Below are 13500 nucleotides of genomic sequence, written 5' to 3'. Positions count from 1 at the left end.
CGTGTAGATCTTTTGTCAACGTGACCTACGTAAAGCATAGATGCACAAAAAAATGTATCAGAATCAATAGGGTTTTCACACACTCAATTTGTATAAACGGTTAAACCATACTATGCTCAAACGGATAAAACGCTAGGTAAATATCGAGGAAACGTTATGAAGTGGTTTTTTGCTATAACAGAAAAGACTTTAGCGAATGATCCAGATCATGGATTTATCGATTGTATTCGAGTTGCGGTTCGTTCTGCGCGCGAGAACACAAACCTTGTGCCTCATATGGTCTTCGATGGAAACCCTTGTGAATTTACTGAAGAAATGAGAAAGGAAGGTGTAAAGGTTATTTATCATAGAATTCATTTTTACGAAAAATTAAAATTAGCCCAAGAAAAGCAAAAACCAGAATGGCCGAACTATATGGATACAGCTGCTGGGGCTTTTATGAGACTGGACCTAGCTTTACTAGAGCATGATGAAAAATTCGTTTTATATACGGATTGCGATGTTATGTTTCTTAAAAATCCAAGCCTTGAATTTTGCAAACCTGAAATATTTGCTGCCTGCGGCCAGTTTGGTCAGCAGGACTATTACACAGATATGAATTCTGGGGTTATGATTTTAAACCTAGAAAGAATACGCAATGATCTCCCGGCGATGGTTGAATTTCTCTGCGATAATTTCAATCATATTTCTGGATATGATCAGGAGCTTTTGAGAATATTTTATAACAGCCAATGGAGTCCACTATCCGCTAAATTTAACTGGAAGCCGTACTGGGGAACTAATGCAGATGCCAGAATCGTGCATTTCCACGGCCCCAAAGCTCCTGCGAGCCGAAATTTGTTAAACGATCATCACTATCGGGAGCACGACCCCGTTTTCCATACATGGAGACATTGGTTTTTTCAGAATGTTGCCGGTTATGGAGTTTATGTACCTGTCTGGGAAGATTTCTTGCAAAAATCTCGTAACGCATATGACGGTTCCGTTGAAAGTTGTGCCTCGTTCAACCTTGCACGCGAATAATTACAATGCTCATGACTTATAGTCAGAAGGTGACGGTTGCAGGAAAATATATAGCCGATAAAAAGACGGTCCTGCTTCTATCATAGCATGTTAACACCGCCGCCAGTCCTTGAGGTAATCAGACATGACCTCAATGCGGGTGTGGTGTTTATAGTTTCGCTTGTCGTATTTTACTGGTTTTCCGCGGGATATTCTTCCCGGAATGCGGGGGCTGATCCCTTTTTCCGCTAGAGTATCCCAGTATCAGTCAACATAATAACCTCGGTCCGCCAGTGCCCACTGTGTCATCAGCAGGCTGTCCAGCAGAGCAGAGACTGCGGTGTAATCATTAACCTATCCGGCTGTCATGAAGAAGCTCAGCGGTCGCCCGTTCTGATCCGTGACCGCATGTAGTTTGGTATTCATACTGCCTTTGGTGCGATCGATTAGACGCCCTGGATTCTTTTTAATCGCAGGCTTGAAGTTTTACAGTGTGCCTTGAGATAGATTGTATCAATCTAATGGTTAGAGGCGTTTGAGAAAAAACGGTTGCAGACGCTCGATCTGGCCACTGGATTGGAACAGGTCCTGCTGGACAAGGATGTAGGTCAGAAGTGGCCAGAGTCTCCTAAAAGGTATCAACCGCCTTGTTCTGCGAGGATGTTTCTTGCGATGAAGACATGTCCAGACTGATGCACTCGAAAAGCTAAGAGATAAGTCCATACCTCGCACATGCATGGGTTTTGGCAAGATTTTTGTCGAGGGTCTCCAGGTTGCTGAAAACCCTAACAGACGTTTATTTTTGATAATTTATATATGGTGCGAGCTGCGGGACTCGAACCTAGTGTTGCGGGACGCGTCCCGCAGCCAAGCCATTGAAAATACGTCGAAAACGCCGACGCCAGTCTTTCCGTGCCTTAATATCAGACCAGATTCTGGCAGACATTCTGGTAAGGTCAAGACGCCATGAAAGCGATATGGTCGCATGTGTTTGGGCGACTGAAAGCTCAGAAGAGGGAAGGGGGCTGAGATGCAGGAAGAGAACGATAAGGACGTTCGGGAGCCTTCTCGCAAAAGCCAGGAAGAGGCTTTGCAGTCTCTGAAAACGATTGGCCGGAAGTTGCCCGTCGATTTTCGTTTCGAACGTCCTCAAGACCAGGAGCGTTGAGAGACGCCAATGAGCTTCACCGGCATGTGATGGCAGCAAAGCTGTGAGGGTAACGTCTCGCAGTTTAACGTTCGGTCCGAAGTCCCAGCGCCTTTCTGCGTTGTGTTGATGTCAGGACAAACGATGCCCCTCATTTATATCAATTATCCGGTTGGGACCTTCAGCAAAGAGAAACAGGACGGTTTGGCAGAGACGCTGACCACTATCGCCCTCGATGCGGAACAACTGCCCGACACGCCTTTTGTTCGCAGTACGACCTGGATTTATTTTCGGGAATACGCCGAGGGCATGGTTTATCACGGTGGCAAAACAGACGGTCGCAATGTGATTGGCATTGAGGTCAATGCCTTCGAAGGCGGCTTTGACACAGCCGCCAAGCAAAAACTGTTTGCTGGGTTTACAGAGGCTGTCCGCGAAGCGACTGGTTTGGCCGCCGATGAGTTGGTGCCTGTCTATATCGTTCTGCGTGATGTTCCCCCTGAAAATTGGGGTGTGTTTGGACAAACGATTTCATTGAATGACCTGCGTCATCCACCAGAAAATGCTGAGCCCGTGTAGAAATTGTTTTCAGTCAAACGATAGCAGGAGATAATAAAAATCGAAGTATTTTCATTTTTATTCTGTCATTTTCTGAAATCTGACTTCTGAATTGCTATCCTGTTTTTGGGAGTTCTTCTGTCCTCAGCCAGCAGTGCTTCGTGGCTACCCACGAAACAGCTGGCAAGGGGGAGATACCTCCCCCGTTGACCCCCACAAACGACAAAGAAAACAGGATGCCCCGTTATGCCCGATGCTTCATCTCCATCCCGTCACCGGTCCTCTCGGCTCTCTGTTCGGGCCTCTCCCGACGAACTGGCACGGTGGAGCCAGAGCGCCCGCTTTCTCGGTCATGCCACAACAGCTGACTGGGTCCGGACATTGTTGCAGGATGCCGTCCTGTCTCACCATTGCGGCGGAACGGTCAGCCGTGAGCTCCGTCAGTTGCGTGGCGAGCTGGGACGGATTGGCAACAACCTGAATCAACTGGCTCACGCTGCTCATCTCGGTGATGCTGTTGCCTGTAGTGACACGTTACAGGATATCGACCGCCTGAAAAACCGGACCGATCACCTGTTGCGAGGTTTGCGTCCGGTTCGTGTCCAGAGGGTCCGGTCTGTTTCCGTTCCGCTCATGCACTGAACCGACGATCAGGTCTTCGCAGGTGCGACGCCATGATTATGCAAGAAACCAGAATTAAGAGCAGCAGCGGGCACCAAGCGGTTTCACATCACGTTCTGTCTGGCGCAAAGAACGAAGCCATCCGGGTTGTTTCTGGCAGTGACTACCTTCTCAACGATTGGATGAAAGAAGCGAAACGCGAGGGTATTCGATACGGTCTGCGGCATATTGCTTTCAATCCATCCGAACCGATGAGCGATGGGCAATTCGCCCATTTCGCCAATAAGATCTGTCTGGAACTGGGTGCTGACCCTGAGCGCATGACTCTGGTGATTCATCAGAAAGACGGTAGCACCCATGGCCACCTCATATTGCCGGAATGGCAGGTCGATCACGTTCTCAGCAGTAAATTTACATGGCAGCGTCTGGAAAAAATCGCTCGCCTGGAAGAGCTGAGATTGGGTCATACTCTCGTGCCCGGACGTCATGACCGGGCTATTGCGAAAGCTTTGAGAGATGCTGGAAATTCTGAGGCCGCAGACAAGGTTGCGGCTCTGGTTCCGAAAGACAATTCGGCACGTCCAGTCGCGGCTTACACGTCACAAGCGCGGAGAATGACAGAACGTCAGGATTTCAACCTGCCTGCGGCCAGAAGCGAGATCATGGCGTTTTGGGAGAAGTCGGAAAATGACCTGAAGACGTTCCGCCGCCTTCTTGCTGAGAAAAACTGGCGCATGCGACCGGGAGACCGCACGGATCGACGGCGGGACGCTCATGTCATTGAGACACATGATGGTCTGCTGATCGGATCATTCACACGCCTGACAAAGGTCCGCACAAAAGATTTTCGTCTTCTTCTGCAAGAAGAGTCTTCCAGACCGTCCCCTCTGGATCTTCGACCTGTCGTGAGACAACTGGAGCAACAGGAAAGACGGCATCAGCAGCGGGTAGAGCGAAAACGTGCCGTGAAGGACCTGATCTGGGTTCCGCCAGCCTCATTATCAGCCCTGGATCGACAGAGGCTCCATGAACAGGGCCGAAGAGAAGCGGACGCGATCCGAAAGCGATTGCCGTCCATCGGTTCGCTTCGATACCCCGAACAGTTCAGCGAGGGGTTCCGGATTTATTTAAAAGACTGGAAGCAGGAGATGCAGGCTGCCCGACGCGTTCTGAATGCCCGGCATCCACTGGAACGGAGCTATGGGCCAGACAGTCCGCTCGATATTCAAAGCGAATGCATCGTGCGGATGATGAAAGAAGGATGGAGCAGACTGAAGCAGGCCCATCAGGCCGTTGAGCGGGCGCGACAGGAATTGGATGACCTGGAAGCGCGGAAAATCTTGTTTTCTCGGAAGAAAAGACTGACGCAAGCAGAGGAGCAGTACCGCCAGGCGCTGGCTCAACTGGCTGAAATCCTGCGCTATCTTGTCCAGTTTATTCTGTATCATTTGGGGCTGAGCAGTCAGAAGCCTGATCCGATCCAGTGTCCGGTTCCCATAGAACGAGAAACGACATTGCAGGATTATCTGCAAGAGAGATGCGAGTTGCTTCAGACCCTGCTGGATGAGAAAGCCCGTCGCCTCTGGATTAAGGATCGCTGCCGGGAGGCGGAGCACAAACGGGCGCGGATGATTGCCCAATGGCATGCGGAGCGTGTGCCGGAATGTGAGCAGGCCCAGCAGACCATTGCCAGACTGGAGCGCTTGCACCGGCTTTCATGGTCGCTTCCTGAGGAAGTCCGCATGGCGGTCAGGGATTTGAAACGACAGGGGCAGCTTCGGTTGGCCCTGAGGGAGCTGGATCGTTTTGATAATAGGGATGCCCCGGTATCTCTGCCGTCCGATCAACGTGCTGACGTCAATCGAGGGTCTCAGCCAATAATATTGCGAAAGAGGACGTTACCCACATCTTCGCTATCTCCATAGAAAGTGGGAGCGCAGCGACCGCTTCCGCCTTCATGTCGGATATGGAAGTGATTGTGACGGTTGCCCGAAAGCCGACATTGCTAGGCGAGCAGCGATAGACCGAGTTTGGGACCTTTGAGAGCATAGGCTTTGGAGGGCCAGGATGTCGATTGCAGACGCTGCGTTGGAGCGAACGTGCTGGTTGCAGACGCCGACATAGGGTCGTTAGCGGCTTTAGATTAGTTCGCCAAAGCCGCCCTACGTTCAGGGACTGGCCGACGACAGGAAGGAGTGGTTGCGGCTAGGCGACTTCTGGCTTCATATCCAGGAACGCTGTCGTTCAGCGAGCAGCTCTCAACCGGTAATAGAGTGGCCGAATCTGGGACGAGTTAAGCTTGGCGGCTATTAGATCTTTCGCCGGAAACCCGGACGACCAGCGTGACGCTGAAAGCTTCGAGCAATCTTGCGCACGAAACCCTGAGCCTCGCATTGTCCACTTAATGTATAGCAGTCCAATAGCTCAGACTGTCGTCAGCAGCTCTGTATTCCAGCCTAAGTCGCCTTTCTGACGGAGGCAAGCTCGCGAAAAGGCCGAGAAAGGTGCAGAGGCATTGATCCGGTCCGCGACCTCATTGATGAGTGAATCAAATTCTGCGCTTTGCTGGTCGGTCAAGCGGCCTATGGATTCTCGCTCATGTTCAAGCTTTTCAATGCGCTTCACCGCATGCTCGATGGAGACGTAAAGATCATGGCGATCGCGGATCAGGGTGCCCTCGTTGAGGTGGAACAGGTCGATTGACACGTTGGCACGCTCAAAGCGGATCGCATCTTGCTCGACCTTATGCCGTTCGACCACTTTTCCGTCTCCGACAGCATAATCCAGCAGCAGCACATCGGACGCGACGCAAGGGTCAACGAGCTTGGGGCGTTCCGCAGTTGTAGAGGCGCAAGTATCGTCGGGAACACGCGCTGCCTCATCGACCAATGGAAAGTAGCAGCCCTTTCCTTGCACGTTGCCTTCCCGAGAATCGGTCCGGCGCTTATTGACAAGTGAATAGGCTAACCGAAAGTTCTTCCAATCGTAAGCGAGCCACCAATATCCCCTGTGAAGTGGAGTTACACCGCTGACGCGGTTTTTAGGACGGAAGTGATCGACTTCCAACTCTGACACTGCGATTCGCTTCTCGGAATACCAGCACTTTTCGTGCGATAGCGCCGCCATTGCAGCCTTGAGGTCACTCCAAATCTTGTAGTTCTTTGTGATCAGGTCGGCACGATCGTCAACTGCCGTAGTCAAAAGGTCAGTTAAGGCGTTGGCGGCGGCTTGCGACCAAGCGGTTGAAATGCTGCCGATCAAATCGTTCTGCTTGATGTGCCTCATGCGTCGCGCTGTTTCCGTACGCGCGCGAGGGCTTCCGCTGCTCGCTTCCGCCTCTGTTCTAAGGCATCCGATGTGAGCACCACATCGCCCAGCTGCGGTTGTTCCCGCTCGATGTCGGTCATCGCGCGAACGAAGTCATCATAGAGCGGGTCATTGACTGTTTTCGTAAAGTCAAGGTTGCGAACTTCAGCGTTGAGCACGCGAAGCCGCGCCTCCTCGGTTGGTGTTCGAGCCTCAATCGCGCCAAGCTGGCGTTTTTCGTCCAAGAGCTCAAGAGATGCGCGATCAAGCGATGATCGAAGACCGAAGAAGTCACTCGTGAGGATGGCCGAAAAACCCATGCCCTTTGGGCTCGACGCAGGATGTTCCGCTGTTATTCTGCGTTCGACGTCACCGCGCTGCAGAATGATGACCTCGTTTGCCTCCAAACCAGCAAAGACCAGCGGGCTGTGAGTCGTCATGATAATTTGACTTTTGCTAAGCCCGCCGCCGTAGCGTGACAGGATATCAAGGTAGTCGAGACACCAAGCCGGATTTAGATGCGTGTCGGGCTCGTCCAGCAAAAAGAGTGATTCATCTTGATTGGTAAAGCGCAGCAAGCCCAGAACGGTAAGCAGTTGTTGCTCGCCTTCGCTCAAGTCGACGAAACTTAGCGCCGCATCGCTGTCTTTCACTTTAAAGCGAATACGAACCTCATGGAGCAGATCACTCAACACCGTGCTTTCGAGCCGCTTGAACAGTTCCTTTTGATCGATGTTCGCAGCGAGCATGATGAGATCGTCGGCGCTTTGGACGTAGCAATAGCGTCGCTCTAGCGTACGATGTCGACGGATACCGACCGGAACTCGCTCCTTTGTCCGCATCGGTGCGAGCGCCACTTGATGAAGTGCGCTGAGCAGGCGTTTCACCGTCCCTGCCGCCCACCAGTAGCGCTCATCGCCGCGCTCGCGGACCTGGGCGGACGGGTCGGGATTGTACCAGTGCGGCTGCTGCAGCACGAACAATACGGACTCTAGCGCCTCGATGCCCATTTGATCGAGCAGAAATTCACGAATTTCAGGATCTTGTTTGGCGTAGAAAGCCAGTAAGACGAATTGGCTATGCCAATCCTCCGCCAGAAAAAGCGAACGGATAGTCTCTTCTTCACCGGCGATCAACTCGTCACGATACCGTTCGGTATGCTCGACAAACAAGTCTCGCAGTCTCGAAGAGGTACCAGAATAATAACCAAAGACGTGCTTTGGCAGCACGCGGTTCTGCGCGTTAAGACGGTAAAATGCTGCTTCTGTTAGCACCTCAAAGCTGAGCGTATCCTTAAGTTCTGGCGGCGTCGTAGCGTTGGCCGGCCTTACCAGATAGGTCATGACAAGTGGTGCGCCGCGGTTATTCTTAACGTCAGGCGGAGGTATAGCTGCCTCAATATCGATGTGATAACCGTTGCAGGAATAGGCGATCCGATAGGCAAAATCGGGCTTGGTGCGCAGGTCAAGCTGCCGGAAAATTATCGTCAGCGCTTCCAAAATGTTGGTTTTGCCAACACCGTTACGGCCGATTATCACTGACCGCGCGCTATCCTCATCGAAATCAATTACAAAGTCACGCAAGTTGCGAAAGTTTGGTAGAAAAAGGCGGTCAACGCGCATATCGGGCGACCACCAAAACGGGCCAGTCTTCCGATGTCCGTCGCTCCTCGACTCGTCCGGCGGCCACACCGTCAGCCAATGCCTTGAAGAAGGGCTCCACATCGTCCAGGCGGAAGCCCGCTTCTTCGAGTAAGCGAAGGGGCTCCAGCCCGTCTTTATACTCGTCGAGGACAGCCTGCAAATCCCGACGGGTCGCTGGGGCACCGGGTTTGAGTTTGGTTGCCGTCACGCCTTTAGCCTTTCTTCTCTTGCCGCCTGGGCGATGCTCGCTTTCCGCGCTGTGGTCAGCCTGTGCCGCCATTACCGCTTCGTCTCCCAGGTCCGACAGATCAATCGTGCCATTAAGAGCGCGCGTTTGAACATTGATCCACAGGTTGTCGAGCGCAAGCACAATGTCGGCAAGTTTTGCTCGCAAGCCAGCAAGTGCTGCGCCGCGGCGTTCCAATTGTTCCAGCAACCATTGTCGTTCTTGACGCGGCGCGATAGGAATGGGCGCGCGGACAAGCCGAGACAAGTTAAGAGTGTTTTGGGCTACGCCGCGCGCACTGCTCGTCATCCAACGCTCCAGGGATGGTGATTGCAGGACCGACGCGATCCATTTCTCGAGGCTTGGGTCACTCGGGGTTATCTTGCCTACAGCCCGGGCGATGTTAGCACCTGCAAGACTTTCCGGCACACGGGCTACCTGTCCGATTATGCCGACCAATGACACGAGCACCTCGCCGCCCCTTAGGCGAGACCGTACGTATTTCCGGTCAACGGCGTCCGACACATGCCGAAGATGGGACTGATCAATCCCCCCGGCTTTAATGTCTTGGACCCGCACAAGCGGCACACCCTGCTCGACGTCATCCCCGGGCTGAACGATACCATAACATAGAGGGTCAGCCGCCGAGCCGATCTCAGCGAGGCTTGCCCACGCCCATTGAGGCGGCAAGCCAAAAGTCCGGCTGGCCACGTCGGGCGTGGCGGCCGAGGGATAGTTCTTCTTGGTCCCCCGGCTGCCCGATTCCTCAGATAGTCGTCTCGCTTCCTCCCATGTGGCCCGACGCGCAGCGGCAAGTTCGCCAAGCACGTCGAGGTCGCCATCATAGTTTAAGGTGGTGCGGATTTCTCCGCTCAGTCGGCCATCGAAAGCTGCGCTGAGCAACGCCTTCTCAAACTGCTCGGCAAGGCTGAGGCCTTCAGCTACGCTTTGTCCGAGCACGCGCAGTCGGTCGCGAACGACCGCAAGTGCGCGCGCGATCCTGCATTGAACATCGCGCGGCGGGAGCATGACGGCACAATCGAAGAGTTGCTCGGAGCGGACGCGAGGCATGCGGGCGCCCGACATCAGCTTAGTAATCTGGGCCAGATGGTCAGGGCCTAGCAGCACCTCATGGAGAAAAGCCGCATCGACCGCAGGATCGATGCGCAACACCAGCAGCTCAGTCGCGGCGATACCGTCCGACGGCGCGATGATCACTTTCTGCAAATAAGGCCGAAGTCGGCCATAGAGCAGATCGCCACGACGAAATTGGCTCTTTGTACTGGCTATCTCTCGTCCAAACGTCGGGAGAATATCGAGCAGCCGCCCCGTACCTGCTTCGATATCCTCCAAGCCGATGTAGTTGAATGCCTCGTCAGGCTGCAGCCATGGCTTTACCTGCGCCCCTGCAAGCGTCACCAACTCCCGCAATGCAACACATTTCCATCCATTTGGCAGTAATTGAGAAACAGCACTCATGGACGATGCTCGACCTCTTCGGGCGGCAACAACTCTACCAGCTTATCGAAATCCTCTGATATGCCATCAAGTAGCCGGCGCAAGCGCTGCGCAATATCGTCCAAATCGAGCATCGCTTCGGCCGAACCATGTCGTTCCTCCCGCAGCCAAGAGATCGAAAGATCGAGATCGCGACGCTCAATCTCATCGCGACTGTAGCGGCGAAACCGCCCGCTAGCACCTTGATCGACGCGCGGGCTGTGTCCGTTCGGGTCACTACCGTAAGCCGCTTCGAAGGGCGCAAAGTCCGCACGTAGCAGGGGTGTGCGCTTGCCATAGACGGGCACGTTGGATCGCATATCGTAAATCCACACGTCGGCCGTACCACGATCGTCTCGGTTGAAGAACAACACGTTGGTCGTGACGCTGGCATAAAAGATACCGTCAGGCAGCCGCAATATTGTGTGAAGATCGCAACGATCGAGGAGATCGCGCCTTACATGTTTGCCAGCGTGGCCCTCATAAAGCACGCTGTCCGGGACCACGACTGCCGCTCGCCCTCCTGGCTTTAGCCCCAAATAGATGTGTTGCAAAAAGGCGAGCTGCTTACTGGCGGTGGAATGTGGCAAGTCGCGGCGGCCTAAAAGCCCCCCGCCACGCTTATTCCCGAAGGGTGGGTTCGTCAAAACCACGTCGGCTGGCGGGATGCGCGCTGCATCTACCGCCGACAAGCTGTCGCCATGGATAAACTCACCCTCCATGTTGTGCAAAATCGCATTCATCAATAGCAGGCGGTGCGTATCTTGGACAAGTTCAACACCGATAAAGTGTGGCGGCTTTGACTTTTGGCCGGATGCTCTCGCAATGTAATCATTAGCGACCACGAGGAAGCCCCCGGTGCCGGCCGCTGGATCTTGGATGACTTCCTTGGCACTAGGCTTCATCAAGGCTACGATCGTTTCGATCAGCGGGCGAGGTGTGAAATACTGCCCGGCCCCGCTCTTCTTTTCGCTGGCGTTGCGCTCAAGGAGGCCCTCATAAATATCCCCGAGGCCTTCGCGTCTCACGCTGTACCAGTCGATTTCGTCGATCTTTGCCACCAACGTTGCCAGGCTTTCAGCGTGGCGCAAGAGCGAGGTGGGATTGGCGAAGATGGTCCGAATCGTAGCATCCTTGGTCGTCCCGAGGATTACGAGTTGGCGCCGATAAAAATCGAATTGAGCGTCAGGTGCCTGGCCAGCAAGATCCTTCCAACGATACCCTGCAGGAATGTCGGCTTCAGACCCAATCTCCTGCGCCATTTTGAGGAAAAGCAGGTAGGTCAATTCGCTCACGTACTGATGGTACGTAATGCCGTCGTCGCGAAGGATGTTACACAGTCCCCAAAGTTTCTGGACGACGTCCCTATTGTTCACATCGAAACTTTCTTAACACCAGACGCCGCAACGACGATCTGTAGAAATTTGGAACTGCATTTTTACGACATATACGGACATCGTTATTACGTCAAAGATAGGCCGGACGATACCTGACGCCTATAGCCAAGGTTACGCAAAGCAGCAAGTGGGTGGCCAGCAAATCCCCTCTTTTTCCGCGGCAAGCTGCCCGCCGATGGTTTGCACGAAAATCATGGCGCACCACTCTAAACTATCACTGCCGGAGACCTATGGAGTCGGTTCGGCGCAACACGTAACTCAGATAGCGAGTCAAGCCGCCCGCAAAAATGGCGGCTTTGGGCATTACAACGCGTTCATCGAATGACTGCATTGGGTCGGAGACCATCATGAACTTGAACGCTGCGAATGGCAGATTCCAGCCGGGCTTTCCCGACAACCGACATTCCGCTTTCCCCCCATAACCGCCGTCAGCTCTCCGGAATGTTTAACCTGAACGTTGGGAATTCCAGAGCTTCGATAACGCTTTTCAGGTTCTGCACATCGATTGAGCTGGTGTAGTTCATCGTTCCTTGGCTTCGGTGCGAGGCTTCGTGTCCCAACACCCGATCAATCCATAACTCTCGAAAGTTCGCATTTTGATTGCGAAGTTTCGTTGAGACTGTGTGCCGGAAGCTGTGAAACGTGATTTCCGCTGGAAGGTCGAGCTTGGTTTTGAGTTTTGAGAACGCTTGCCCAAAAGCAGCGCCTCTGACGCCTTCACTTGATGTCGGGAGGTCCGGGAAGAGAAAGTGCTGGTCGGGCTTTAAAAAACTCATGATACCCGCCTTAATGAGCTGAGAGTGGATGGGAACGAGCCGTGTTCCTGCGGCAGATTTTGGAGACCAGCCGTCCTCTGGATGGGGGCGGACATGGAAGCACGCCACACCTTGGATATTCTCGATGTCTTGGCCGCGCAGATTGCAGATTTCTCCGAGTCTCAGGCCAGTATAAAGGGCCACATTGACCATCCCCGCGTACGTTCGACGGGAAATGCCGCGATGCTCCCACTGGTCCGGTGTGAGCAGGGCTAGTTCTTCATCGGTCCAGCAGCGTCGTTCTGTCTTTTTCGTTGTGTTGAAAGACCATTGCGACCACGGGTTCCTGGCAACGATTTCGCGTTGAACCAACATGGACCAGAGAGACGATAGCCGGGAGAAGTGGTTCTTCACAGTCTTGCCGCTGACCGTTTCAAGCCCTTGTTCTTTGGCTGCTTTCACAGCGTCTCGAATGGCCAGACGGTTTTTGGATTTTCCATGTGTCGCAGGGAGCCCGAGGAGTAAATCGTGAAAGTCTCCAGCCGTTGTCCCAGTCACTTGGCTGACAGGCAGATCTCCGAACGCTTCGATGAACAGGTCGAGGGTTGTTTTCGTTCCCTTTATCGTGTCAGCGCTCTTATTGGCATCATTGAGGACAAAGCGTTGAGCCATCGCGCTAATGGTTTGGGCTTTGGCCTTTTTACGGTTTTCTTTAGTCGGAGACGGCAAGGCTTGAAGCGGTTCGCTTTCCGGCCCCTCTTCGTCAGAGAGGGCAGGCACCGTCGTTAAAGTGCTGCCTGAAGCTTTGATATCGACGACCAGTTTGCGCAAGCCCGCGATTTCTTCACGAAGCATCCCTTCGCGGGTCTGCGTGACGGCCGTATGCAGTGCCTGTGTCTGACTCAAGGCAGTGAGGAAAGCGTCGGTCTGTTCGAAATGCTCTGCAATGACATCCAGAAAATTGTCGACTTGCTGCATGTACGCTTTCGTCTGGAGCGCCTGTTGAGCCATTTCGACCTCATGTTTGGCCTCTTCTTCTTTCAGACGGACATTGTGATAGCTTTCCCAATCCTTCACGAACTGCTCGTAAAAACGGATGATATCAGTGGCGGTCAGGGCTTTTGATGTTGGCTTTGTTGTCATCCGCCGAATCTCCTCAAAGCACTGGCCGGTACGAGCATAGAGCAAGGCCGCCTTTTGTCGTGCCAGGAGCTTATTCGACGTTTTCAGGGGATGCGAGACCTCGCCTCTACCTAACCAAGCCCGGAGGTCCAGAGGAACAGAACGCCTAAAATAATATTGCGATCCGGCGATTCGCAGCATGCGTCTAGCTTTCCCATTCTGGGAA

The 13500-nt window shown here is 53.4% G+C and carries 10 protein-coding genes and 1 pseudogene; 4 read left to right on the top strand and 7 right to left on the bottom strand.

The window, feature by feature from the left end; genetic code table 11:
- Positions 1-156 precede the first annotated feature (156 nt).
- Positions 157-1023, top strand: a complete 867-nt coding sequence (locus HKD28_RS03070; RefSeq protein WP_194266841.1) for a glycosyltransferase family protein — start codon at positions 157-159, stop codon at positions 1021-1023.
- A gap of 22 nt (positions 1024-1045) precedes the next feature.
- On the opposite strand, the pseudogene HKD28_RS15655 reads toward HKD28_RS03070, so the two are convergent.
- Positions 1046-1520: pseudogene (locus tag HKD28_RS15655) on the bottom strand (IS5 family transposase); the annotation flags it as partial.
- A 773-nt stretch (positions 1521-2293) separates the two neighbouring features.
- Between HKD28_RS15655 and HKD28_RS03065 the strand changes: the two are divergent.
- Together HKD28_RS03065 and HKD28_RS03060 are read left to right on the top strand one after the other, a co-directional pair.
- Entirely contained in the window at positions 2294-2728 is a 435-nt protein-coding gene (locus tag HKD28_RS03065) for a tautomerase family protein (protein WP_194266840.1), read from the top strand.
- Positions 2729-2953: 225 nt separating this feature from the next.
- Positions 2954-3349 (top strand): plasmid mobilization protein, encoded by a 396-nt coding sequence (locus tag HKD28_RS03060; protein ID WP_194266839.1) that lies wholly within the window; start codon positions 2954-2956, stop codon positions 3347-3349.
- An 83-nt stretch (positions 3350-3432) separates the two neighbouring features.
- Here HKD28_RS03060 and HKD28_RS15650 read toward each other — a convergent pair whose 3' ends face one another.
- Positions 3433-3795, bottom strand: coding sequence for a hypothetical protein (locus tag HKD28_RS15650; protein WP_235993272.1), 363 nt, complete (start codon positions 3793-3795; stop codon positions 3433-3435).
- Between the two features lie 147 nt (positions 3796-3942).
- On the opposite strand from HKD28_RS15650, the gene HKD28_RS15645 reads away from it, so the two are divergent.
- Positions 3943-5253, top strand: coding sequence for a hypothetical protein (locus HKD28_RS15645; protein WP_235993271.1), 1311 nt, complete (start codon positions 3943-3945; stop codon positions 5251-5253).
- 499 nt (positions 5254-5752) lie between these two features.
- Here HKD28_RS15645 and HKD28_RS03050 read toward each other — a convergent pair whose 3' ends face one another.
- The 5 genes from HKD28_RS03050 to HKD28_RS03030 all read right to left on the bottom strand — a co-directional run bounded on the left by HKD28_RS03050 (position 5753) and on the right by HKD28_RS03030 (position 13475).
- Positions 5753-6613, bottom strand: coding sequence for an HNH endonuclease family protein (locus tag HKD28_RS03050; protein ID WP_194266838.1), 861 nt, complete (start codon positions 6611-6613; stop codon positions 5753-5755).
- Positions 6610-8256 (bottom strand): AAA family ATPase, encoded by a 1647-nt coding sequence (locus HKD28_RS03045; RefSeq protein WP_194266837.1) that lies wholly within the window; start codon positions 8254-8256, stop codon positions 6610-6612. The genes HKD28_RS03050 and HKD28_RS03045 overlap by 4 nt, the downstream gene beginning before the upstream one ends.
- The gene (locus HKD28_RS03040; protein WP_194266836.1) at positions 8246-9982 is read right to left on the bottom strand and encodes a restriction endonuclease subunit S; all 1737 of its coding nucleotides are present in this window, start codon (positions 9980-9982) and stop codon (positions 8246-8248) included. The genes HKD28_RS03045 and HKD28_RS03040 overlap by 11 nt, the downstream gene beginning before the upstream one ends.
- Positions 9979-11376 carry a class I SAM-dependent DNA methyltransferase gene (locus tag HKD28_RS03035; RefSeq protein ID WP_194266835.1) on the bottom strand — a complete coding sequence of 466 codons (1398 nt, stop codon included), beginning with the start codon at positions 11374-11376 and terminating at the stop codon, positions 9979-9981. The genes HKD28_RS03040 and HKD28_RS03035 overlap by 4 nt, the downstream gene beginning before the upstream one ends.
- Before the next feature lie 449 nt (positions 11377-11825).
- A complete protein-coding gene (locus HKD28_RS03030; protein WP_194266834.1) occupies positions 11826-13475 on the bottom strand; it encodes a tyrosine-type recombinase/integrase in 1650 nt (549 codons plus the stop codon).
- Positions 13476-13500 lie beyond the last annotated feature (25 nt).

It is taken from the genome of Gluconobacter cadivus (assembly GCF_015244745.1).
Taxonomy (GTDB): Bacteria; Pseudomonadota; Alphaproteobacteria; order Acetobacterales; family Acetobacteraceae; genus Gluconobacter; species Gluconobacter cadivus.
The sequence above is the reverse complement of the archived record's forward strand: the minus strand, read 5'-3'. Positions and strand labels throughout refer to the sequence as shown.